Raw genomic sequence first — 22,920 nt, 5'->3', positions numbered from 1 at the left:
AGATTACATTAGATTTTGTTGTACATTTGCACTTTAGTTAGGCGTAAATTAGGAGCGCTATGAAGATTACGAATTTTTTCATTTTGGTTTTATGTTTGGTTGGTAGCCATAATCTACTTGCCGAGACTAAACTTGAAATAATGGCTAAAAGTAAGTTTACGATTGGTGACACTATCGAGTTTCATTCCCTTGTTTTAGATGAAAATCGAATCCTTAACATTTATCTTCCTAGCAGCTATGACGCGGCTATTGATAAACATTATCCGGTGATTTATCTGCTTGATGGATCTGCCTCTGAAGATTTTATTCATTTAGCCGGTTTAGTCCAATTTGGCTCATTTTCTTGGATAAATCAGCTCCCCGAGAGCATTGTTGTAGGTATTGAAAATGTTGATAGAAAGCGCGATTTTACCTACCCCTCTAATAACCTTTTAGATCAAAAAGATTTTCCAACAAGTGGAGGCTCTGAACAATTTATTCAGTTTATCGGTACAGAAATCCAACCATTGATTGCGAAAAATTATCGAGCAAATGCCAGTAAAACCATTATTGGTCAATCATTAGGAGGATTGCTGGCCACTGAAATTTTGTTCAAAAAGCCTAATCTATTTGATAACTATATTATTATCAGCCCGAGTTTATGGTGGGATGATGAGTCACTATTAAAATTCACAGCATTAACCTCAAGTTCGCCTAAATCCATTTATATAGGTGTAGGGAAAGAGGGTGAAATAATGGAGCGAGTAGCAAAAGCGCTATTTGAAAAAGTTAAAGCAAATAAACCTTCGCACGATGCCGTTTTTTTTAATTATTTTGAGCAACTAAGTCATGGCGACACTTTGCATTTAGCAGTTTATGACGCATTTGATAAGATATTTAGAAGCAAAAAAGAGTAAGCATAGTTGTTTAATCAGCCGGTCAGAAATCCAAGTTTTGGCTTAAATTACGTTGAGAATTCCCGATGAAAAAGAAAATTATTGCAGCTTTACAGATTGGCTCTTCCTCGCAAGGAACGGCGCAAACGTTACAGCTGATCTTAGGTTATAAAGAGCGTATTTTAGAATCCAAATGTGATTTGTTAGTGATGCCTGAAGCACTTTTGGGGGGCTACCCCAAGGGAGCTGACTTTGGCACTAAAGTAGGATATAGAACTGAGCAAGGGCGTGAAGACTTTTTACATTACTGGCAGCAAGCAATTGATATTGATGGTCCGGAAGTGCAAGAGTTGGTTGAACTGGCAAAAAGTTGTAATACGTCAATCGTGATAGGGATTATCGAGCGCGGTGGTTCAACTCTTTATTGCACGGCGTTATTCATTACCGAAAAAGGTGAAATTAGTAAGCATCGTAAATTGATGCCCACCGCTAGTGAACGGTTAATCTGGGGGCAAGGTGATGGTTCGACATTACCCGTGTTAGAGGTATCTGCAGGGCGTATTGGTGCGGCCATATGCTGGGAGAATTACATGCCGTTGTTACGCTCAGCAATGTATGCCAAAGGTATTGAAATTTGGTGTGCACCAACGGTTGACGATCGCGATATATGGCAGGCAAGTATGCAACACATCGCTTATGAAGGACGCTGCTTTTTAGTCAGTGCTTGTCAATATCAATCCTCACCGACTGCAGAAAACAGCCTAGATCCATCTTGGCCAAAGGATAAACCTCTAATTAGAGGCGGTAGCGTGATTATTTCACCTATGGGTGAGATACTAGCGGGCCCTTTATACAATGAAGAGGGATTAATATGTGCTGAGATTGATTTAGACCAGATTGTTAAAGCTCGATATGATTTAGATCCCGCTGGGCACTATTCCCGTCCCGATATCTTTCAACTAACCATTAACGAGCAAGCTCGCCCAGCGGTAACAATTGTGAAGACTGAAAATAACAATTAGTGATGTTTTGCTTGGCTAAAAATGGCAAAATAATAGACCTTCATCTTTGCTTCAATTGGCAAATTATTTTCATCAATAAGTCGAGTTTTATCAATTGCAATATTCACAACGTGCGCAAGCCATTTCCCCTTTCTTCGCTATGGCTTTTGGCGCTAAAGCTGCCGAGTTAGAAGCCCAAGGCCATCATATCGTTAAGTTAAACATTGGGGAGCCAGATTTTGGTGCGCCACCTGATGTATTACGCTCCATGCAAACGTTAGCAACCACTGCTCCACTGCCTTACACCTCGGCTCTAGGACTACCGGAGTTGCGAGAGGCCATAGCGGGTTTTTATAAGACCGCCCACAATGTTGATTTAAATCCTAATCGTGTTGTGGTTACTGCAGGAGCTTCTGCGGCCTTGTTACTGTTATCTGCGGCATTTGTTGATCCAGGTGATAACGTCATTATGGGTGACCCCTGCTACCCCTGTAATCGTCAGTTTATTAAAAGCTTTGGTGGTAACGTGCAACTGGTTCCAACCCAAGCGCAGTCGCGTTTTCAGTTGAACATGGCGCTGCTTGAAAAACACTGGCAGCAAGGAACGCGCGGTTTAATGCTTGCGACTCCGTCTAACCCTACAGGTACCGCTGTTGCACCCGATGAACTGGCGGCTATGTGTGAATTTGCAAAAAGTCGCGGCGCGTGGCGCATTATTGATGAAATCTATCTTAATTTGCATCATGGAAATGCGGGTACACAACCGGTCACGGCTTTGTCATTTGATGATGAGGCGTTAGTCATCAACAGTTTTTCGAAGTATTTCGGTATGACAGGTTGGCGATTAGGCTGGTGCGTGGTGCCTGAACGTGCGATACCAGTGATGGAGCGTATGGCGCAAAACTATTATATCTGTCCATCGACGTTAGCCCAAAAAGCAGCACTAGCCTGTTTTACTCCAGCGTCTATTGCGGTCTGTGAGTCACGTCGAGAAACGCTTAAATCCCGCAAAGAATTGGTGCTGGCGGGGTTGAAAAAATGTAATTTGCAGGTGCCCGTTCAGCCTGACGGTGCTTTTTATGTTTATATTGATGTCAGCCGCACCGGGTTCACAGCGATGGATTTTTGTGAACGTGTATTGCAAGAGGCGCACGTGGCGTTAACGCCAGGCAATGATTTTGGTGAGTATCAAGGGGATCATTTTGTGCGCCTATCATTTGCTTCTGCTGAATCAGAGTTAGAGGAAGGCTTGCAAAGGCTCGCAGGCTTTATGAAAAAACTGATGGTTTGAAACTAAGGGTCTCAACGGGCAATTATGAATTGCAGTTCAAGTGAAAAGTTTTTAATTGTTGAGTTTCTCGTTCTGTTGATTTTTTCGTTTAACAGGCTCTGAAGCCGCTGTTTTAGTTCGTAACATGGGTAAATAAAGGTCTTTTATGAGTTTAAAAAATCGTGAGTACGGGGTAGGAAACAACTCTTACCTTATGGCGGGTGAATTACCTGGCATAACTAAACTGGTCGATGCGTTCTACGAGAATATGACTGTGCTCGGTGAAGCCCAAAAGATTAGAAATATGCACTCAAATGATTTAACGGAGTCTCGTAAAAAGTTGACTTATTTTTTATCCGGTTGGCTTGGTGGTCCTAAATTGTATGCCGAGCATTATGGGGCTATTAACATTCCTTTTGCACACAGACACTTGTCTGTTGGCGTTGAGGAAAGAGATGCTTGGCTTTTATGTATGCAAAAAGCCGTAGATGAACAACCTTATGAAGCCTCGTTTAAAGTGTATTTGATGGAGCAACTAAGGATTCCAGCTGAACGAATTAGAGTGGTTTCTAAAGGTTAACCATCCTTCGAAAAAAGCTATGGGGTAAATCTATCACTTTGAATTCTTAGCTATGATATCTATGCTCGCGATAGCTATATCAGCAGCTAAGCATGCGATGTGTAAAGCAAAGTTAAAGCGCTATTCGGGGGAGTTACCCTATTTCCGCAGGCTTTCCTGTGATGCTTCAATGGTTAGAATTTTGCTATAAATCTCCTCAGCTTCGTAGGTCAGTTGAGAGTAGCTTCGTATATCACCTTTACGCTGGGCATGCATGGCCTGCTCTAGTTTTAATGCGTGCTCCTTTTTGAGTTTCTTGGTTGGGTCGCTCTTGAATATTGAAAACATAAACTAGTTCCTTTTTGTCTTGGCTTTTTTACGTGAGAATATGCAAATAGTTCATAAATTAGAGTGTGAAAAATGGCTAAGTTCCGATAAATTGATGAAAAACAATATAACCTGAATTTACATTCAATGGATGATTATGCCGCTACAATAGTTAAACGGGCTGTAATTGCACAGGGTAATAGTTTGAATTTAATAAAATTGTTGGTCGTTTTCAGCGTCACATTGCTAGCAGCATGCACAACGGGGCAGCTTTCTTATGTGACGCTAAAGGCAATCAAAAACTCGCTTGTGAGGTTGAATTTGTCGGTTTACCAAGTGTTGATAAGTATGCGGTGGAGTACGCACTTAGTCTGTGTGCAAAGAATATTGTTAAAAACGGGCATAGCATAAGCGAAACACATCTTCTTGAGATAGATACTAGCATTCCAGATCCACCATGTGGAGAAATCTGGACTCATGCATTCGCCAAGCAAGAATATAAAAAAGCAGCGCTTTCTAAAAAACAGTACGGTTATTTAGTCGCGCATATTGATTTAGGATTAGCTGTTATCAATCAATGTCGTTAAGCCATTATTTTAAGGGTTCAAACTCGAGTCTCTCAGGATATTTGTAATTACAGTGCCACTAAATTTAGTGGCTTACTTTGCTGCTGTATTTTCGATGAGTTGCAGCGTTATAAAGGATTTAGCATGAATGTAGATAAAGCGAAAAAGCGCATTGCGAAACAGGTAAAAAAGGGGTTTAAAGGTTATCCAACAATTACCTTGGAATATTTTGGTCAAAGTACCGATAAAGCTACCGAAGTTGCCGTTCAATTTTTATTAGAAGAGGGTGCAGAGGTGCAAGAAGAGCGCTTTTCAAGCAAAACCGATGCGAGGGTTGATGAGGTTATTCAATCTGCATTAGTCAAAATCATCGAACGCGCTAATGCCAACTCTGTTATGGAAATTGAAACGGTTTCCATTCTTTGAATTTAATATTAAATGTAAGAGTGCTGTGTCAGTAACTAAATAGTTAAAAGTGGCTATAAACAGACAAGGTGATTGTACAGAGCTTTTGCGCTATTCCTCTACCCCCGCTTTAGTACTTCGTTGGGTTTGTGGCTAGCTAATATTTAAAACGCAGAAACGTAGAATATTCTATAGAATTTGGTATCTTATGGTCAGTTATATACATCGCTATTTTTGCCATTCGACCTGCATATCATTATCGTTAAAACATAATTTGTGCTTTGTATAATGACATATCTGACAATAGTAAAACAGTTAACCAAAAGACTTTAACAATTAATCCAATGGGGCTCTGCCGCCCCCCGAAATACTCAATACAAGGAGAGTGACATGAATGATAATAAAGAAGAATATTGGGGAATGCCGTTAAACACTTACTGTATGTTAATTCATTTAAGTCAGTTAACTAGTATTATCATACCAGGCTTGGGTTTTATCTTACCCATCGTCATGTGGGCTACCAATAAAGATAAAAATGAACTTATTGACGTACATGGAAAGATAACCGTTAATTGGCTGATTAGTGTTTTTATTTATTCGATAGTGTGCGCTATTTTAGTGTTTGTATTTATCGGTGTTTTAGGGCTTATTGTGTTGGCCGTACTTAATTTAGTGTTTGCCATTATTGCTGCAATCAAAGCCAATAATGGAGAGGTTTGGGTGTACCCTCTTAGTATCAAATTTATTAAATAAGCGGATCGCGCAGGCCACAGAAAAGACTTAGAGAGCTTCTCTATTCTGTCTGTGGCTATATCGTCATTACAGCTGATGTCTTTGAGTTTTTAGCGCTAATAACCTAACTAAAATATTATCCCTACTCAAAAGTTAAAGCTGAGAATTTATCGCAATCCGCAAGGAGGTTGTATTCCATGGTAAATATTAATCCGATAGCCAATCGTGCTTTTACCCATAGACATGGAGTTACTCTTAGGGGCGTCATTGTCGGTTTTATCACGCTGCAGCTGAGTGTATTAGCTGGATGTACTACAACGACGAATCAGAATATATCAACGCCTGACTATGACGTGGCCTTCAGTTGTGTCAACGGTGAGAACTTACGGGTGCGTTTTTACACTGAGCAAGAAGTGGCAGTGTTGTTGCGAAATTCAGATGAAATTAAGTTGTTTCAGCAAAAAAGTGGTTCGGGATTCATTTACAGCAATGGCCCTAATACTATTCGTGGAAAAGGCGATAATCTGACTGTTGAAATTGGCAGGATGATGCCCATTGAGTGCGTCAAACAGTAGACTGTTTTTTAGGCATTAGCACAGCAATCATTAATCTAAATTGAATGATTTTTCTTTATACAGCAAATAGTTAATCTTGCTCTACTTGAATTAAAACCGCACGAAACCCATATTAACTTAAACCCTGCACTTTCAATGTTTGAAGGTAATAATGTAGGTTTTCATTGAGGTTTAAGATGACAGATTCAGTTATTCAAATTGTGTGTTCACATTGTAATGCGAAAAACCGCCTTCCCAAAGCCAAGCTTGATGATAAACCTCTATGTGGGAAGTGCAAAAAACCGGTGCTTTCTAACCATCCTGTTATCGCTACCGACCAGAATTTTAACCGTTTTATTACCGATAACGGTTTACCCGTAGTGGTTGATTTCTGGGCATCATGGTGTGGCCCATGCAAACAATTTGCACCCACTTTTGAACAAGTGGCGAGTGAAATGTCTACTCAAGCCTGTTTTCTAAAATTAGATACAGAGCATAATCAGCACACGGCTGGTGGCTATCAAATTCGTTCTATTCCAACGTTAATGATATTCCATCATGGCAAGGAGGTTGCGCGTTTGTCAGGGGCGTTACCAAAACCTCAATTTAAACAGTGGTTAGCGCAAAACTTACCCGCAGTGTAACAATGGAAACGTTAATTTCCATTGTTCATTTTCCATAGGCGATTGCCAGAGGCTACGCCAAACCAATTCTCAGCTGCAATGTTTACCTTAATAACCTAACTTTGCAGCTTTGTTATGGCTGATGGTCTATTCCAATCGATGGTTATGGGCTTGAATAGGATTAGGAAGTGTTTTTTCGCCTAGAATATCCAACAGGTTTATTTCAATTGTTCTCGACATCGCATGTAATGGCAGGTCATTGGCTGATACCCCAAACGGCTCCTCTAATTCTTCGCTTAATGCATCTAATCCAAAAAATGTGTACGCAATTATTGCGCTAAATAGAGGCGTTACTAAGCCTTGTGAGGCAACGATGGCGAAGGGTAAAATAAAACAGTACAAATAAGCAGTACGCTGAACAAGTAGCATGTAAGCAAAGGGTAATGGAGTATTTTGAATGCGTTCGCAAGAGGCTTGCACATCTGCCATTGCCGTCATATGCTCGTCCATTTTCAGCATTAAAAAGTCTGATATTAAATTTTGGCGTCGACACTCCCCTAGTTTTGCACCAATTAAACGTAAAATTCCATCGGTTAAGCTCTGAGCATCCCGCAGAAACTGGATGTCATTTTGTGCTATGTAAGAAGTAATGTCTGGCCATGGATCTGTGCTACGTAATTGGTGACGCAGCGCGTGGCTAAACGCAATAATTAAGTTTATAACGTACCTTTGCACTTCAGCACCTTCTTTTTGCGTACCGTCAACATAAGAAACTATCTTTCGCGAAAGGCTTCGAGATGCCACTATAAGTTTGCCCCATTGTTTACGCCCTTCCCACCAGCGGTCATAACTTGCGTTATTTCTAAAACCAAGAAACAACGATAACGCGACACCAAATAGCGCCACTGGAGCGAGGGTGAAGCTGGGAAAAGTTGCAGGGTAAAAATGTTGCACAAGCGCGACTCCAGCGCCTAACAGCGTGATAAAAATTATTCTAAGGTAGACAAGAGGTAAAACAGAGCCCCTTATAATAAAAAACAAGCGCAGTGAATGGGGATTATCGCGTATAATCATAGAAGCCTCTAACTGAATAATTGTGCGACATTATAAAGACATAACGAATAAATTTCAGCGAACCTTAATATTAAGAGCCAACATGAAAACCGCGTCACCGGCTAATGGAAAACCGCCTTCATTTGATCCAGCAGATAGTCAACGTATTGAAATCAGTTCGCCCAAAGAGTGGGCCGCAGGCATCCCTGCCGTCATTTCTGCATACAAGAACGTCACTTCCAAAGCTGGGCCCTTTAAAGGTACGCGGCTGCTGTCTGATTTGAATCAAATCGAAGGGTTCGATTGTCCTGGTTGCGCTTGGCCTGATCCATTAAATAAACGGGCTACATTTGAGTTTTGTGAAAACGGTGCAAAAGCGGTAGCAGATGAGGCGACCACTAAACGAGCCGATGGGGCGTTTTTTGCCAAGCATAGTATTCGTCAGTTATGTGAAAAATCCGACCGATGGTTAAACGATCAAGGGCGCTTAGTTGAGCCAATGTGGTTGCCCGAGGGCGCAGAACACTATCAACCAATTGCTTGGGACAGTGCGTTTGAATTAATTGCTAAGCAATTAAATTTATTGGATAACCCTAATCAAGCTGCCTTTTATACCTCTGGACGCACCGGCAACGAAGCTGCGTTTTTATATCAACTATTTGTGCGTAAATTTGGTACTAATAATTTGCCCGATTGTTCGAACATGTGTCATGAATCAAGTGGCGTGGGCTTAGGTGAAACCATTGGAGTGGGCAAGGGGACAGTAAGCCTTGAAGACTTAGAGCAGGCCGAGGCAATTTTTGTGTTTGGCCAAAATCCAGGTACAAACCACCCGCGAATGCTGGGAACACTGCAAGATGCAAAACGTAATGGCGCTAAAATCGTAGCCATTAACCCACTGGATGAAACAGGTCTAAAACGCTTTAAAAACCCACAAGAAGTCTCGGGTGTTATTGGCAACGGCACCGCCCTGCGAGATTTGTATTTGCCGGTGAAAATAAATGGCGATGTAGCCTTATTAAAAGGTTTGTGTAAGGCATTAATTGAGCGTGATAACAAACATCAGCCGGTATTGGATCACGATTTTATTGAGCAGTATTGCCACGGTTTTGATGAGTTCAAAGCCGATATCGAGCAAACGAGCTGGCAAGACATCCAGCAAGGTAGTGGTTTAAGCCAAGCCCTTATTGAACAGGTCGCAGATATTGCCTGTGGATCGAAAAAAACCATTTGTTGTTGGGCAATGGGTATGACACAGCATAAAAATGCGGTGGCCAATATTCAGCTAATGACCAACTTTTTAATGTTACAAGGCAACTTAGGTAAGCCCGGAGCCGGTGTGTGTCCAGTGCGAGGTCATAGCAACGTGCAGGGTGACCGTACCATGGGTATTTGGGAAAAACCGAATCCTGAATTTCTAGATGCACTTGAACAAGAGTTTGGCTTTAACCCTCCCCGAGACAACGGTGTTGATGCAGTTGAGACTGTGCATGGTATGCAGCAAGGCCAAATTAAAGTTCTGTTTGCCCTCGGTGGAAATTTTTTTAGGGCCATGCCTGATCATCAAGCCAATGAACAAGGGCTAAGTCAATGCGAATTAACGGTGCAGGTGTCAACTAAGCTCAACCGCTCGCATCTTTATACTGGCAAGCAAGCACTGATTTTACCTGCGTTAGGGCGCACAGAAATCGATACTCAAGTGGGCGGTATTCAAACCATCACCGTTGAGAATTCGATGGGCGTTATTCAAACCTCTCACGGTAAAATACCGCCTGCGTCAGATTTGCTGAAAAGCGAAGTGGATATTATCGCCCAACTCGCGCACTACACCCTTAAAAACGATAGCGTTAACTGGATAGCCTTGCGTGATGATTACCGTCTTATTCGTGATCATATTGCTAATGTGATCCCCGGTTTTGAAAACTTTAACCAACGAATTGATGCGTTAGGTGAATTTGTACTTCCCAATGGTGTGCGAGATGCTCGTGTCTTCCTCACTGCTACTGGGAAGGCAAACTTTATGGTGCACAGTATTGATAATGTTGAGGTGTCAGAAGGGTGTTTATTGATGATGACCATTCGCAGTCACGACCAATTTAACACCACTGTATACACTAATAATGATCGCTATCGTGGCGTACGTGGTACGCGTAAGGTGTTGTTCATTAATAAACAGGACATTGCTGAGTTAGGGTTGCACAGCGGTCAAAAAGTAACGATTCGTAGCCATTGGCCAAATGATAAGGCGAGCGTTAGAGAAGTGACTGATTTTGCGCTAGTAGAATATGCAATTCCTAGGGGATGTGCAGCGGCTTATTACCCTGAAACCAACGATTTGATACCCATTGACAGTGTTGCAGATAAAAGTAACACACCAGCCTATAAGTCGATTGTGATCAGCTTGCACGCGTCTGGTTAATCATCAAAGTAAAATACGGCAAGCGCTCTAATTGCGCTTGCCGTGTTACAAATAGTTAGTGTCTAAAGCTAGGCATTAATGCTGGAATGCCCGGTAACATGCCAACCATAGCCATTACGCTGGTTAATATAACAAACATGACAAGCGGAATAATCCAACGGCTCATGTGAGTTAACTCAGAGCTTCTCTCTTTACAGCCGATTAATCCTAAATTATCAAGCAACATAGTCAGAGACCAACCAAACGCTGGGTTCACCAATGTTGAAGCGAATACCACTATCGCCGCAGATTGTGTGGTTTTGCCTTCACGTGTCATTTCCATGCCAGCTTCTAGAAGCGGAATAAAAACCCCTACTATTAATGCTACACACAGTACTGGTTGCCAGATGGCGAGATCCATTGGATATCCCCAAACTCCGGCAATTACGCAGAATAACGCGGTTAAAATCGCACCAGCAGGTATTGGACGTTTAGCAATGGCGGCTGGGACGATATAAGTACCCCAAGACGAAGCGAAGTTAGCGCCACCTAAAATAGAACCAAAGGTTTGTCGAGCTGAGGCGCTGAGCATAGTGTCATCAATATTCATTTGCACTTTTTCAGTACGCTCTGGGTAGCTTATTTTTTGAAACACTTGATGCCCCAAAAAGTCGGGAGACCACATTGCTACAGCAAGAATTGCAAAAGGTAACACGACAATAAAACTTTCGGCGGTCGGTAAGCCCAACATCCACCCCGTGTTTTCTCCCCACCAATACATTGGGTTCATATTCGGTAGCCCAGGTGCCGTGTGAAACTCAAATGGTGCACCTAAAGCAAAGGCTGTAAAGCCGCCTAAAACACAACTTAAGGGCACGGCTAACCAACGCTTTTTATAGTGCTCTAAGAACGCGTAAAGTAAAATTGTGGCCAGAATAACAATAAAAGCAATGTGCGTTTTATCAATACCTTCAGCCCAAACAAACAGCTTTTTAACCTGCGAAATCGTGCCGATAAAGCCTAAATAAAGTAGTAGGCCGCCACATACTCCTTTACTCGTGAGTCGGGCGAGCAGACTTCCGCCTTTGCTGAATGCCAATATCAATCCAAAGGCACCAATAAGTAGTCCAAATGCCATTGGGTGTCCGCCAGTGGCGACAACAATGGGGATTAACGGAATTAACGGGCCATGGGTTCCGGCTAAATTAGCGGTAGGCAAAATAAAACCCGAAAATAAAATAATGAAAAAGGACACTATGAGTAACTCGTAGCGCACATTTTCTAAAACAAACTCATCGCCAAGCCCTAGCGCGCCGGCAAAGGTAGCTGCAATGGCCGCAACCATTACTACTTTTCCAATTGTGGCTGCCATCGCGGGAATGGTGTCTTCGAATTCAAAACGGTAATCCCTAAACGGTAGATTAGGTCGCCAGCGTTTTGGCTGCATAATTTGCAGTTCGTGCTCTAGGTATTCGTCTCTCGTTGCGAATTCAGAGCTCGGTTTGTGAAGTTTTTCATAGCTATCGGAAACGGCTTGATTCTCCGTCACCTTTTCAGCTCCAGATGTAATCTCATCTTGCGGCGTGGTATTCATGATTTCCCCGGCAACATAGTTGCTCTTAAAAAATAAAAAATAGCTTTATTTAAAGCAAATGAATGTTGAGGGCGTAGAATAGATCAGCTTTTAAAAAATTACGATAAGCCTAAGGTCTTACATATTTTCGTTGAAATTTGTGAATGTAAATTGTAGTAAATTAGAAAATATCAGTTAATTTAAACATACAAATCAAATGATTAGCCTATTTTTCGGTCTAGATGCCCGCTAAATTGAATAACCACATGGGTATCAACTAACTTCCTGCTTTTTAAAACTGATTAGAGTTTACTCTTTAATGCTTGCTTAGAATTTGTGACTTACAATGCTGAGCACCGCCAATTATTCAAAAAAAATATAGATAACAGTCAGTTTATTTATTTTATGTCTAAAATTTTTTGTAAAAATACCCTTGATTCGTAGGCATAAATACAAGAGTCATTTTTTGCTAATAAATGGTGGTTGTAGCTGAGAGGAATAAAAATTATGTGATTTTTCACTTTTTTTTAATGGTTTTTAGCCAATTTTTTTTGCTCCAGCATTGGGTTTTAGAGTATAATTTAGCCAGACTACAGGTTTGTTGTCTGAGTCTACTTAGTTCAAAACTAAATAGACTAAAAAACACTTAAACAGCTCAAATGAGCAGAAAAAGTTGGTTTCACGTTCAACGTACGATATTGATATCAGCGTAAAAGCGCTTTTAGGAATTGGACAGAAAACTAAAGTAGTGGTAAATCGAGCATAAAATTGTATGGTGAATATTCCACAGAGTATTGCTGTACAAGCATGGTTCAGCTCGAGTGCTCTTCAAACTGGGTCATAGTCATATCCCTCCAGCATTAAAAGAGACTAAATTAATTCAATGTGACCTTTAATGTGTCCTTACTGAGTTGATCGGGCATCTATTTTCTCGAACTTATTGCCACCAAAGTCCTGCCCTCAACAGGCTCGCTGATTTTGTATCAAATTAATTACGTGAATGCGTGATATGACTGTAATTTAACGACTTTTTCTAGAGTCTCGTTAGAGCACAACTTAAATCAGGTCCCAAATGCTATCTGCACTTAGAAAATCGATACAAAGTAAACCGTCTTACCATGAGATTCAGGCTAACGTTCTGGCCGGCTTAACCGTTGGTGTTATTGCTCTTCCCCTTTCTATGGCGTTGGCCATCGCCAGTGGCGTACCACCACAGCACGGTCTGTATACCGCAATAGTGGCAGGTGTCATTATTGCCTTAACGGGTGGCTCTAAAGTTAATATTTCTGGTCCAACAGCGGCCTTTGTGGTTATTTTGCTGCCGATAGTGCAACAATATGGCCTAGGCGGGTTGTTGGTTAGCGGTTTCATGGCCGGTTTTATTCTTGTTTTAATGGGGGTAGGGAAGTTTGGAAAACTCATTGAAATCGTGCCCTATCCAGTGATCGTTGGCTTCACTTCAGGCATTAGCGTGGTGATTGCCACCTTTCAAATTGGTGACTTTTTGGGGCTCAGGATTGAATCTCTCGACGGTCACTATCTAGATAAGTTAACCACTATCTTTATGGCATTGCCTACTCTTGCATGGCAAGAAACCCTAATTGGCATTTTAACTTTAACGGTGTTGTTAGTATGGCCAAAGTTTCGTTCTAAAATTCCAGGGCACTTGGTTGCCTTACTGATAGCCAGTTTTACCGCTTGGTTACTCAGTTTGTATGTAGCTGACTTTTCTGTTGCCACTATTGGTAGTCGCTTCTCGTTTGATATCAATGGCATTGTAGGAAACGGTATTCCTCCTATTCTACCGTCCTTCGATTGGCCTTGGAATTTACCTGGAGCGGATGGTGCGCCTATCGGGATCAGTTTTGAATTGGTTAGATTGTTGCTCCCATCAGCGATAACTATCGCTATATTGGGTGCACTTGAATCCTTATTATGTGCCGTTGTTGCCGACGGGATGTCGGGCAAAAAACACAATTCAAATGATGAACTTATCGGTCAAGGGGTTGGTAATATTATCGCTCCATTATTTGGTGGGTTACCTGCTACAGCAGCTATTGCTCGTACCGCAGCGAACGTTAAAACTGGAGGAAGCTTGCCGCTATCTTCCGTTGTCCATGGCTTGTTCATCTTACTTAGTATCCTACTTTTAACTCCTTTGTTGTCGTATATTCCTATGGCGTCCATGGCCGCATTGTTATTGATGGTTGCGTGGAATATGAGTGAGGCTAAATATTTTATTCGGACCTTAAAAATTGCTCCTAGAGATGATGTAGTTGTTTTGGTTTTGTGTTTTCTGCTTACTGTATTGTTTGATATGACGATTGCTGTGGGCGTAGGTATTGGATTAGCGGCAATGCTGTTCATAAGAAGAAGCATCAGTCTTACCCAAACTTCTCAGATTGAGGCCGACCACGGGGACTATGACATGCCCGACAATACGGTCGTATATGACATTAACGGTGCATTGTTTTTTGGTTCGGCACATAAAGCACTGAAAACCATTGCTTCCGTTCGGCCTGATGTGCGGGTTGTGATCCTCGATATGTCTGAAGTAACGCTGCTGGATATGAGTGCGATTGTGGCCATGGAGTCCATCGCCAATGATTTACAGCAAAAAAATATTGGGTTAATCATTAATAGTTTGCAGCCACGCATGATTTTAAAACTTAGACGTGCAGGGATTAGGAAAAAAATCGGCAAGGTGGCATTTTCAAGAACCCTTAACGACAGTTTTGAATTAGCCCGCAAAATGCCTGCCTAACCTCAGGTTATTATTCCCTTCAAATGGGCTCAAAATGGACAAAAGATGTTAGTACATTTTGAGCCTTAATATTCTAAAAATACTATAGGTAAGGCGTAGTTAAACAAAAGCATGGAGCGAATTAAAAAGGTCATACTTTAGTATGATTATTTGGAATATTTTTATCCCATATTTTTTCTTGTGCTATTCTGAATGTATAGGTTTGTTGAGTTAAAGGATATTAACGAGATTTTATACATGCTTGTATTGTTAAAACCATATTCACCTAACATTTGTCTGATTGCCTTTTGTCAGAAAAATCCACTCATAAATATAATCATCGGTTTGAAGAGTTTTTCTGTCGAGAGAGCGTTTTGATGTTCAGATTTAAATTTTATAAATATTTAGTACTACGTTCTCTATGTTTAGTTACGTTGTGTTTGTCTACCACTAGTGTAATCGCACAATCTAATCAAGGAACGGGTTCTGCTCTGCGGATCAGTGGTTTTGGAACTTTGGGAGTTACCAACGTCGATGCACCTGACGACTGGGGTTTTAGGCGAGATATTTCTCAACCAGCCAACGATGGTGACCTGCGTGGAGATATTGATTCTCGATTGGGCCTGCAGTTTAACTATGCGCCAAATGCGCAGTTTGAGTTGGTCGGTCAATTTGTTTTGAAGCGACGCTCTAGTTATGCTCCAGCAAGTGATGCCATTGAATGGGCGTTTGCGGCGTACCGACCTTTAGCTGATTTAACCATGCGAGTCGGACGGGTCAATATAGACGCATTTTTATCGGCAGATTATCGCAACGTTGGTTTTGCTTATCCGTTTGCACGGCCGCCAGTGGAATTTTATGGTTCTTTACCACACTCACTTGACGGTATTGATATCAACAAAGATATGCAATTCGGCGATAGTTTTTGGCGTTTTAAGGCCTATGCTGGGCGTTCACATAGTGGAGACTTGGCCTTTGACGGCCGGACTTCAGTGAAGCCGGTTTACGGACTCACGGTGTCTCGCGAATCCAATGGGTTAACTTTACGCCTTGGGCTTGCCCATGCGGGTTTAGACGATAACCCCGCGCCCTTGGTGCCTTTACTCGACGGGCTCAACTCAATGACAGTCCTGCCAATTCCTCAAATTGTAAGCCAAGTGGAAAGTTTTCAATCTAGGTTAGACAGCAGCGATTCCCATGGGATTTATCATTCTTTTGCGATGAATTATGACTCATTGGATTGGTTGTGGACCTTTGAATTGACGAAGGTTACAGGCCATCCATCTACGCGTCTTACTGCTGGATATGTAGGTTTTGGAAGACGAATTGGTGCAGTGACCCTTTTTGCAGGCTATAGCCGTATTTCTACGCCAAAATTACCCGTTTCTACTCCTGATTGGGCAACACCTCTGACGCCTATTATCGGTGAGACAGGTGCATTTCAAGCTCAAGCTTTAGCCTCTGCATCAGCAATTGCGGTAAATAGTTCTGGCGCTAATCAGCACACATTTTCGTTGGGCGGTCGCTGGGATTTCCGTCATGACATGGCGTTAAAAATACAATGGGATCAGGTTAGTATCGATGAATACGGGGCCAGATTGTGGACAAATGGTACATTCGAATCAGCTAACGCAGACGTCTACAGTGTGCTATTGGATTTTGTATTTTGAACGGGTTAATTAAAACAACATTACGCTATTCGTTGTTCATGCTGCTCATTTTGTTTGGCAAACTGGCGCATGCAGACTTCTATATTGTAGTGAACGCTAATAATCCTCAACAAAACATGACAAAAAAAGAGCTGGTAACCTTTTCATGGGACGCAGTCGAGGCTTTTCAAACGGCGATTTTGCATTGGTTTTTGATTTACCTCGAGACGATCCTAATAGTGCGGCTTTTTATAAAGCACTAACAGGGTGGAGTATGGCACAAGTTAACAGTTACTGGTCTCGTTTGATGTTTTCAGGTCAGAGTATGCCGCCACAACCTTTGCCTAACGAAAAAGCGATGATTGATATACTCAAGCGTAATCCAAGTGGAATCGGTTGGTTAAGCGAAGCGCCAGAAGATGATTCATTGCGAGCAATATTGGTCCTTAAGAAGCTTCCTTGAATGATACTAAACGCGGATTTGGCGTTTTCGCAGGTCTACAAACTCGCCTTCTGCTAATCATCATTTTGGGCGCTGTAATTTTTTCGATTACAGCAGGTTTATTTGCTTATCATTTAGGTGAAAAGCGCGGAATTTCGACCAGTCAAGCAACCCTTACGGATCTTGCTCAAGCTGTTGAAAAAACCGTTGCTATTGGCGCGTTTGCATCAGATTCGGTGTTATTGGCTGAAGTGGTTAATGGGTTAGCCCGTAATTCTTTGGTTGCTTTGGTGCAGGTTGAGTCTGCCGATGGCGATATATTGGCGCAAAATCCGCAGGCCGAACCCCGCGCTTTAAATAATCTGGATACCACTCGAAATACCTATGTAAAACAAGTCTTGTACTCTCCTTTTGATGAACAGGAAATCGTTGGATTTTTGCTTATTTACGCCCACCAAGACCAAATCGCTAAGGTTGCGAAACAAGAAGCATTAACCTTGGCTTGGATGATGGTTGGGCAAACAGCATTAGTGGCTATTCTTATCTACGCGGTTGTAGCCGCTTTGGTTTCACGCCCTATTACACGCTTGGCTGAGCAATTACGAATAATGTCGCCTGGCACTAGTGAGCGTTTAGAGACTCCTTCGCTGCATCGTGGAGACGAGATAGGTATATTGATTAATAGTGCTAATGAGTTGCTAGATTCGAATACAATTGCATTGAGTCGGGAGCGGGAATTACGCCACGAAATAGAATTAATGGAATCACAATATCGTCAAATATTCGATTCCAGTAGTGCGGGGATTTTTGTTTTAGACCAAAATGGTTTGTTGATCAATAGCAATCCAACGGTGTCAAAAGTTGTCGGTATGTCATTATCAGGGATGCAGCAGCTCAAACATGATAACTTTATTGAGCGGGTTTTTGGTCAACCAGACAAAGTTCGTGCAATGGTGCAAGAATCTATTCGCACTGGTGAAACGGTGTCAGGCGATCTTGAATTGGTGCAAAAAGGCGATGTGCGCCGTTGGGTACATTGTTTGATATCGGTACATGCTGGTCCTTCGGTAACGGATACCCTAAGGGCAATAACGACCGAAGGTGTTATGTATGATATCACCGAGCGTAAGAGTGTCGAAACCGCGGTGCGTTATCAAGCTGATCATGATGCTCTGACCGGGCTGAATAATCGCGCCTCAAGTCATGCTATTATCGAGCGATTTTTGGAAGAATGCCGGACTAATGCTACCGCTGTGAGTGTTATGTGTATCGACCTTGATGGCTTTAAGCAGATCAATGATCGATACGGTCATGAAGCGGGTGATAAAGTATTAATTGAATGTGCTTTGCGAATGAAAAACGCGGTGCGTCGATCAACTGATTTGGTTGGAAGGCTAGGCGGCGACGAATTTGTTGTTGCCTTGCGTGATATAGGTCCCAGTGATGACGCTTTAACGATAGTGGCAGATGCTATTATGGCTGCCGTATGTGCTCCAATTGTTTTAAAAGATGGCACTAAAGTGCAGGTGGGAGCAAGTATTGGCATCGCTTGTGCTCCAATACATTCACTTGACCGCGTAACGTTGCTCGATATGGCCGACGCTAGTATGTATAAAGTTAAACGCACAGGCAAAAACACTTATGCAATGGCCTACCCAAAAATTCTTTAAAAAGTAATCGCCTTGTTAAGCCGCTATTTCCTTCCAAGCTGATGATTTCCCTTTCAATCTAATCTGTGCTCGCTATTTTTGGATTTTTCCTAATTTGGACTAAGCTTTAAAAATGATCTACGCATATCTGCAGGCGTTACGTGTAAATGCGGAAGTGAACAATGTCAGATGGTCGTAGGGAAAATAATGACAAATTGCGGGAGGGATGTTTATGCTCAGACGAGCAAAATCGATCATGATTCTTACGGTTGCACTTTGGGGGTTTGTTGGGTCTTTTCACAACCTAATAGATTGGGACGGTACATTGGCCGCTGTCGGGGCTGCGACTTCGATGGTAACTGTTACTGGTGGCACTGAAAGCTGGCAAGCCACCTCAAATACCTTGGTTATTTGGATTGGCGCACTGTTAATTTTGGGGGCAAAATTGACTACTGGCGTTATGTGTACGCTGGGTTCAATTCGCATGTGGAGAGCGCATAATGCCAACAGTACGGTGTTCAACGCAGCAAAACAAATTGCGCTCACAGGGTGTGCTGTGGCTATCATTATGTTGTTCGGTGGCTTCATTATTATTGCTGAAAGCTGGTTTGAATTGTGGCGTTCAGAGTCGATGTTGGTGCCGGTATTAGGCTCGGCTTTTCGTTATGCTGGGATGATCTCTTTAATCGCTATTTTTGTCGCTTTAAAGGATTAGCGTTAGCTTCGGCGGAGTATAAAAAAGGCGATATGAGATGTCATATCGCCTTGTTAATGATGCACCTAAATCAGCAGTTGATTTTGGTATCCATGGTGTTTATTAGAAATGCATTAACATGTTCACACCAAAGGTACGCGGAGCGCCCTTTAAGAAGGTATCTGGAGATAATCCTGTGGTCGGAAAGAAGCCAACATTGTAATCTTCATCCGCCAAGTTTCTTACCCATAACGCCACTTCCCAATCTTCTGTTTCCAACGCTATGCGCGCATTTGTTACAGTGTAAGAGTCGACCTGATCATTGTTGTTGATAGTTTGGTAGTGCTCACCAGTATTGCTCGCGTCAATTTGTGTACGCAGAGTAAAGTTATCGTCGATGGCTGTTGCATAAACTACGGCTATATTCCAAGACACATCTGGAGAAAACGGTAAGTCATTGCCTTCAATAGTTGCATCTTCACCTTGGAAGTTATCGATTTCCGATTCAACAAACGCTGCACCTGCACGAATATCTAATCCATCAATTGGCGATAAAGTAAGAGCAAATTCAGCGCCTTTGATTGTGGCATCTGATACATTAGCACGAACATTGGTACTGGCTCCTGCTACGAATAACGTTGCCGTAGACTGGTAATCAGAAAAGTCATAATAGAACAGGTTGGCTTCTGCAGAGAGCAAGCCGTCAGTTGAACGATACTTCGAACCTAGCTCATAGGCAATCAAGGTTTCAGAATCAATCGGCAGAGCTTCTTCGGGTGTCAATATGGTTGAACCGTCAAAGCCACCTGCTTTGTAACCAGTGCTAATTGTTGCATATAGTCGCCATTGCTGTGCCGGCGTAAATATACTGCTAATTTTCCACGTTACTTCACTGTCATCCAAAGATTCATCAAACATCAGTGGAGATAGTGGATCAATTGGCACACCAATATACACGTCACCTGCAGGGAAAAATGTCGGTGCAGTACCGTAAACACCATAAGGGTCTAGGTTTTGAGTCTGTCCTTCGAATGTGACTTCATCTGATGAATAACGAATGCCCGTTTCTAACGTAAACCAATCTACTGGGGTCCAGTCTGATGAGGCAAACAGGCCAAAAGAATCACGTTCTTGAATATAATCTGTTTGCACGTCGGTTTGCCACAATCCAGAGTTTAAGAACAATAAGTTAGTGCCAAAGTCGACTTCATCTTGCAAGGCGAAAGCGCCAAGCAACCAGTTAAGGTTTTCTGAATAGCTCCCAGCTAGTCGAGCTTCAATCGTAAATTGTGAAAATTCATTTCTGAATAAATAATCAGCAACTGCAAATGGTAGGTTGTCAGAGGTTGTGTAATCACGGTCAAGTGACTCATAGCCAATTAAAACAGTTCCCGTCATATCCGTTGAAAACTCGTGTTCAATTTGCAGGTTTGCGCCAAACTGATCTGAATCTAATTTAGGTAGCATGTTGGAATAGACAGTGAAAGGGTCGTTGTCTAAGGCATTGGCAAATTCAATAAGTGCAGGATCTTGTGGGTTTAAAAAGAACGCTGATGTGCTTGCATACTCCGCCCAGTTATCCGCGGTGACATCTGGGATAGCTAATTCAGAGTTATCTTCTCCCATAGTGACTTTAGCTGTCACCAATGTGCTGTCTGAAACCGTCCATTCAGCAGTTACACGAGCTGAAATACGATCGGCCCCGCCCCAGTCGCCTTGAGCCGCTACACTTTCTTGCGGCGCAATTGTTCCATCCGCATAAGTGTATCCAGTTCCTGGGCCCGTACCTAAGTGCTCATAAAAACCATCAGAGGATTCATACATACCTGCAATGCGAACTAAGAAATCCTCAGAAATAGGAATATCTACCGCACCTTCACCGCGAAACAAACCGTAGTTACCAACGTCTAAATCAACATAGCCGCCAAAATCCACATCGGGACGATTGGTCAGAATGTTCACTGCACCAGCGGTCGCGTTACGTCCGTATAGGGTACCCTGTGGGCCTTTTAATACTTCTACTCTGTCAATATCGAAGTACTGACCGTTTAACAAGCCATTGGTACCTTGGTAAACACCATTTACATGAATAGCGGCAGATGATGAGCCGTTTGGATTAAAGTCATCATCACCTACGCCACGTATGGTGATTCTAGGAGATGATGCCCCAGCGTAGGTTTCACTGTATATTAATCCTGGAGTATTTAGGGCTAACGCTTGGGCATCAGCTGTACCATTAGCTCTAAGTTGTTTGCCATCAAGTACATTAACAACCCCTGGGATATCTTGTATTGATTCGACTTTTTTACGAGCCGTGACGGTAATGACTTCCAAAGCATCTGCTTGTGCATTTGTTGTTTGTGCATAGGCATGAGATGAGAGTAGTGCTGATCCTGAAGTGGCAATAAAGGTACTGGCCACTGCTAGGGTAATTGCTTTTTTGCGAAACTGAGTGATTGTTGCTTTGTGCGTTGTCATAAGGTTTCCAAAATTGACGTTTATCTAAGTTTGGCCATCTAATTAGATGACGGCTAATTATATCACTTGCATTAAAAAAGGCTATGGCGGCATGTCTTAAATTGTTGAATTTAATATAAAATTCATAAATTCATCTTGCCGCAGTGGTTGCGGTCAATTCGCGCAAATAAGGTGTGATTTGTTTAGATAAGCGCTGAAATAAGCTGCTTTGTGATACGCTATATTAGCTACTAATCTTGCTGCTTGAATATTGATTTTAAGCCTATGAGTTTTCGAATTATTTCATCATGAAAACTTTAGGGGAGTTAGGAAAAAATACTTATGATCATCGAGAACCTAGCAGTAAAAATGAAAGCGCAATTATCAATAACCCTTGGAGTAGAGAGTGGAAAATTCATTTGAATTTTTAAGCTTAGTTCTTGATACAATCACTGAACATATTGTTGTTATTGATGACGCAGGTGAGATTAAATACGTCAATAAAAGCTGGTCAGCATTTGGTGATAATAATGAATGTTCAATCGGCAATGATTGGAGAGGTGTCAATTATTTAGACGTATGCGATAAAGCTGCGGCCTTTGGCGATGAATTCGGGGCTAACGCTGGAAGGGGGATTCGAAGCGTTATAGAACAACGTTCACCTCTTTTTTATTTAGAATACCCTTGCCATAGTCCTAACGAGCCACGCTGGTTTATGATGCGAGTATCTTCTTTTTTACTGTCAGGAAATCATTACTTCGTTATCTCCCATCAAAATATTACAGAACGAAAGCTAGCAGAGGAAGAGGTTTTAAATCTATCGCGAATTGATGAACTAACTGGTATTGCTAATCGTCGTTATTTTAATGAATTTATAGAAAGTGAGTGGAGGCGATGTCATCGACATGGCATGCCAATTTGTCTTGCGATAATCGATCTAGATTATTTCAAATTATTAAATGATAGCTATGGACATCAAGTTGGAGATAGCTGTTTAAAATCAATTGGTAAGATACTGCAAAAGTTTGCTAAAAGACCAAGCGATATGTGCGCTCGTTATGGCGGAGAAGAGTTTGCACTCGTATATGGAGATACAAATTTGCAGCAAGCTAAGCCATTAGTTAACGAGTTACTGGAGCAAATTCGTTCGCTCAACATAGCTAACGAAAATTCACCTATATGTTCGATGTTAACGGCCAGTATTGGAGTGCACTCAATTTATCCCAAAGATGATAATAATGTGAGCGAGTTTATTCGTCGAACCGATCAATTACTGTATTTGGCCAAAGAGAATGGAAGAAACCAAATTTCTTTTTAACCCCCAGCTTTTCATTATAAGTGTTATAATTC

At 42.0% G+C, this 22,920-nt stretch carries 20 protein-coding genes; 16 read left to right on the top strand and 4 right to left on the bottom strand.

The window, feature by feature from the left end; genetic code table 11:
• The first annotated feature begins 59 nt into the window (after positions 1–59).
• The 4 genes from ABWV72_RS17165 (at position 60) to ABWV72_RS17150 (ending at position 3,726) form a co-directional block, all read left to right on the top strand.
• Entirely contained in the window at positions 60–896 is an 837-nt protein-coding gene (locus ABWV72_RS17165; RefSeq protein WP_353371969.1) for an alpha/beta hydrolase, read from the top strand.
• 65 nt (positions 897–961) lie between these two features.
• Positions 962–1,897: a carbon-nitrogen hydrolase family protein gene (locus ABWV72_RS17160; RefSeq protein ID WP_353371967.1), complete on the top strand. Its 936-nt coding sequence runs from the start codon at positions 962–964 to the stop codon at positions 1,895–1,897.
• A 94-nt stretch (positions 1,898–1,991) separates the two neighbouring features.
• On the top strand, positions 1,992–3,167 hold the full coding sequence (locus tag ABWV72_RS17155; protein ID WP_353371965.1) for an aminotransferase class I/II-fold pyridoxal phosphate-dependent enzyme: 1,176 nt from the start codon (positions 1,992–1,994) through the stop codon (positions 3,165–3,167).
• Between the two features lie 145 nt (positions 3,168–3,312).
• Entirely contained in the window at positions 3,313–3,726 is a 414-nt protein-coding gene (locus ABWV72_RS17150; RefSeq protein ID WP_353371963.1) for a group II truncated hemoglobin, read from the top strand.
• Between the two features lie 138 nt (positions 3,727–3,864).
• On the opposite strand, the gene ABWV72_RS17145 is transcribed toward ABWV72_RS17150, so the two are convergent.
• Entirely contained in the window at positions 3,865–4,053 is a 189-nt protein-coding gene (locus ABWV72_RS17145) for a DUF6435 family protein (RefSeq protein WP_353371961.1), read from the bottom strand.
• Between the two features lie 233 nt (positions 4,054–4,286).
• Here ABWV72_RS17145 and ABWV72_RS17140 point away from each other — a divergent pair, with 233 nt between their 5' ends.
• The 5 genes from ABWV72_RS17140 (at position 4,287) to trxC (ending at position 6,933) form a co-directional block, all read left to right on the top strand.
• Positions 4,287–4,619 (top strand): hypothetical protein, encoded by a 333-nt coding sequence (locus ABWV72_RS17140; protein WP_353371959.1) that lies wholly within the window; start codon positions 4,287–4,289, stop codon positions 4,617–4,619.
• Positions 4,620–4,742: 123 nt separating this feature from the next.
• Positions 4,743–5,024 carry a hypothetical protein gene (locus tag ABWV72_RS17135; protein WP_216047695.1) on the top strand — a complete coding sequence of 94 codons (282 nt, stop codon included), beginning with the start codon at positions 4,743–4,745 and terminating at the stop codon, positions 5,022–5,024.
• 369 nt (positions 5,025–5,393) lie between these two features.
• Positions 5,394–5,756, top strand: coding sequence for a DUF4870 domain-containing protein (locus ABWV72_RS17130; protein WP_216047696.1), 363 nt, complete (start codon positions 5,394–5,396; stop codon positions 5,754–5,756).
• 176 nt (positions 5,757–5,932) lie between these two features.
• Complete coding sequence (locus tag ABWV72_RS17125) at positions 5,933–6,310, top strand: MliC family protein (protein ID WP_353371956.1); 378 nt, start codon at positions 5,933–5,935, stop codon at positions 6,308–6,310.
• Positions 6,311–6,486: 176 nt separating this feature from the next.
• Positions 6,487–6,933 (top strand): thioredoxin TrxC, encoded by a 447-nt coding sequence (gene trxC, locus ABWV72_RS17120; RefSeq protein WP_252728962.1) that lies wholly within the window; start codon positions 6,487–6,489, stop codon positions 6,931–6,933.
• A 126-nt stretch (positions 6,934–7,059) separates the two neighbouring features.
• On the opposite strand, the gene ABWV72_RS17115 is transcribed toward trxC, so the two are convergent.
• Positions 7,060–7,986 (bottom strand): bestrophin family protein, encoded by a 927-nt coding sequence (locus ABWV72_RS17115; protein WP_353371954.1) that lies wholly within the window; start codon positions 7,984–7,986, stop codon positions 7,060–7,062.
• 82 nt (positions 7,987–8,068) lie between these two features.
• Between ABWV72_RS17115 and ABWV72_RS17110 the strand changes: the two genes are divergently transcribed.
• Complete coding sequence (locus ABWV72_RS17110; protein ID WP_353371952.1) at positions 8,069–10,384, top strand: FdhF/YdeP family oxidoreductase; 2,316 nt, start codon at positions 8,069–8,071, stop codon at positions 10,382–10,384.
• A 55-nt stretch (positions 10,385–10,439) separates the two neighbouring features.
• Here the strand turns inward: ABWV72_RS17110 and ABWV72_RS17105 are convergent, their stop codons facing one another.
• A complete protein-coding gene (locus ABWV72_RS17105) occupies positions 10,440–11,957 on the bottom strand; it encodes a DUF3360 family protein (RefSeq protein ID WP_216047700.1) in 1,518 nt (505 codons plus the stop codon).
• A 1,051-nt stretch (positions 11,958–13,008) separates the two neighbouring features.
• Here ABWV72_RS17105 and dauA point away from each other — a divergent pair.
• The 5 genes from dauA (at position 13,009) to ABWV72_RS17080 (ending at position 19,134) form a co-directional block, all read left to right on the top strand.
• Positions 13,009–14,700, top strand: a complete 1,692-nt coding sequence (gene dauA / locus ABWV72_RS17100) for a C4-dicarboxylic acid transporter DauA (protein WP_353371950.1) — start codon at positions 13,009–13,011, stop codon at positions 14,698–14,700.
• A gap of 356 nt (positions 14,701–15,056) precedes the next feature.
• Positions 15,057–16,349: a hypothetical protein gene (locus ABWV72_RS17095; protein ID WP_353371948.1), complete on the top strand. Its 1,293-nt coding sequence runs from the start codon at positions 15,057–15,059 to the stop codon at positions 16,347–16,349.
• Between the two features lie 145 nt (positions 16,350–16,494).
• Positions 16,495–16,791, top strand: coding sequence for a hypothetical protein (locus tag ABWV72_RS17090; protein ID WP_353371946.1), 297 nt, complete (start codon positions 16,495–16,497; stop codon positions 16,789–16,791).
• Positions 16,788–18,440 (top strand): diguanylate cyclase, encoded by a 1,653-nt coding sequence (locus tag ABWV72_RS17085; RefSeq protein WP_353371944.1) that lies wholly within the window; start codon positions 16,788–16,790, stop codon positions 18,438–18,440. Before ABWV72_RS17090 ends, ABWV72_RS17085 begins: the two co-directional genes overlap by 4 nt.
• A gap of 211 nt (positions 18,441–18,651) precedes the next feature.
• On the top strand, positions 18,652–19,134 hold the full coding sequence (locus ABWV72_RS17080; RefSeq protein ID WP_216047705.1) for a DUF2165 family protein: 483 nt from the start codon (positions 18,652–18,654) through the stop codon (positions 19,132–19,134).
• A 102-nt stretch (positions 19,135–19,236) separates the two neighbouring features.
• On the opposite strand, the gene ABWV72_RS17075 is transcribed toward ABWV72_RS17080, so the two are convergent.
• Positions 19,237–21,591, bottom strand: coding sequence for a TonB-dependent receptor (locus ABWV72_RS17075; protein ID WP_353371942.1), 2,355 nt, complete (start codon positions 21,589–21,591; stop codon positions 19,237–19,239).
• Between the two features lie 385 nt (positions 21,592–21,976).
• Here ABWV72_RS17075 and ABWV72_RS17070 point away from each other — a divergent pair, with 385 nt between their 5' ends.
• Positions 21,977–22,888, top strand: a complete 912-nt coding sequence (locus ABWV72_RS17070) for a sensor domain-containing diguanylate cyclase (protein WP_342805946.1) — start codon at positions 21,977–21,979, stop codon at positions 22,886–22,888.
• Positions 22,889–22,920 lie beyond the last annotated feature (32 nt).

It is taken from the genome of Aliiglaciecola sp. NS0011-25, from assembly GCF_040370605.1.
Classification (GTDB): Bacteria; Pseudomonadota; Gammaproteobacteria; order Enterobacterales; family Alteromonadaceae; genus Aliiglaciecola; species Aliiglaciecola lipolytica_A.
Note: the sequence above shows the minus strand (reverse complement) of the source record. Positions and strands in the feature narration are given on the sequence as shown.

What these genes read in the sequence shown, in the direction of transcription:
- ABWV72_RS17165 (WP_353371969.1), top strand. Translation starts at nt 60, where the DNA reads ATGAAGATTACGAATTTTTTCATTTTGGTTTTATGTTTGGTTGGTAGC.
- ABWV72_RS17160 (WP_353371967.1), top strand. Translation starts at nt 962, where the DNA reads ATGAAAAAGAAAATTATTGCAGCTTTACAGATTGGCTCTTCCTCGCAA.
- ABWV72_RS17150 (WP_353371963.1), top strand. Translation starts at nt 3,313, where the DNA reads ATGAGTTTAAAAAATCGTGAGTACGGGGTAGGAAACAACTCTTACCTT.
- ABWV72_RS17145 (WP_353371961.1), bottom strand. Translation starts at nt 4,053, where the DNA reads ATGTTTTCAATATTCAAGAGCGACCCAACCAAGAAACTCAAAAAGGAG.
- ABWV72_RS17140 (WP_353371959.1), top strand. Translation starts at nt 4,287, where the DNA reads ATGCACAACGGGGCAGCTTTCTTATGTGACGCTAAAGGCAATCAAAAA.
- ABWV72_RS17135 (WP_216047695.1), top strand. Translation starts at nt 4,743, where the DNA reads ATGAATGTAGATAAAGCGAAAAAGCGCATTGCGAAACAGGTAAAAAAG.
- ABWV72_RS17130 (WP_216047696.1), top strand. Translation starts at nt 5,394, where the DNA reads ATGAATGATAATAAAGAAGAATATTGGGGAATGCCGTTAAACACTTAC.
- ABWV72_RS17125 (WP_353371956.1), top strand. Translation starts at nt 5,933, where the DNA reads ATGGTAAATATTAATCCGATAGCCAATCGTGCTTTTACCCATAGACAT.
- trxC (WP_252728962.1), top strand. Translation starts at nt 6,487, where the DNA reads ATGACAGATTCAGTTATTCAAATTGTGTGTTCACATTGTAATGCGAAA.
- ABWV72_RS17115 (WP_353371954.1), bottom strand. Translation starts at nt 7,986, where the DNA reads ATGATTATACGCGATAATCCCCATTCACTGCGCTTGTTTTTTATTATA.
- ABWV72_RS17110 (WP_353371952.1), top strand. Translation starts at nt 8,069, where the DNA reads ATGAAAACCGCGTCACCGGCTAATGGAAAACCGCCTTCATTTGATCCA.
- ABWV72_RS17105 (WP_216047700.1), bottom strand. Translation starts at nt 11,957, where the DNA reads ATGAATACCACGCCGCAAGATGAGATTACATCTGGAGCTGAAAAGGTG.
- dauA (WP_353371950.1), top strand. Translation starts at nt 13,009, where the DNA reads ATGCTATCTGCACTTAGAAAATCGATACAAAGTAAACCGTCTTACCAT.
- ABWV72_RS17095 (WP_353371948.1), top strand. Translation starts at nt 15,057, where the DNA reads ATGTTCAGATTTAAATTTTATAAATATTTAGTACTACGTTCTCTATGT.
- ABWV72_RS17090 (WP_353371946.1), top strand. Translation starts at nt 16,495, where the DNA reads ATGGGACGCAGTCGAGGCTTTTCAAACGGCGATTTTGCATTGGTTTTT.
- ABWV72_RS17080 (WP_216047705.1), top strand. Translation starts at nt 18,652, where the DNA reads ATGCTCAGACGAGCAAAATCGATCATGATTCTTACGGTTGCACTTTGG.
- ABWV72_RS17075 (WP_353371942.1), bottom strand. Translation starts at nt 21,591, where the DNA reads ATGACAACGCACAAAGCAACAATCACTCAGTTTCGCAAAAAAGCAATT.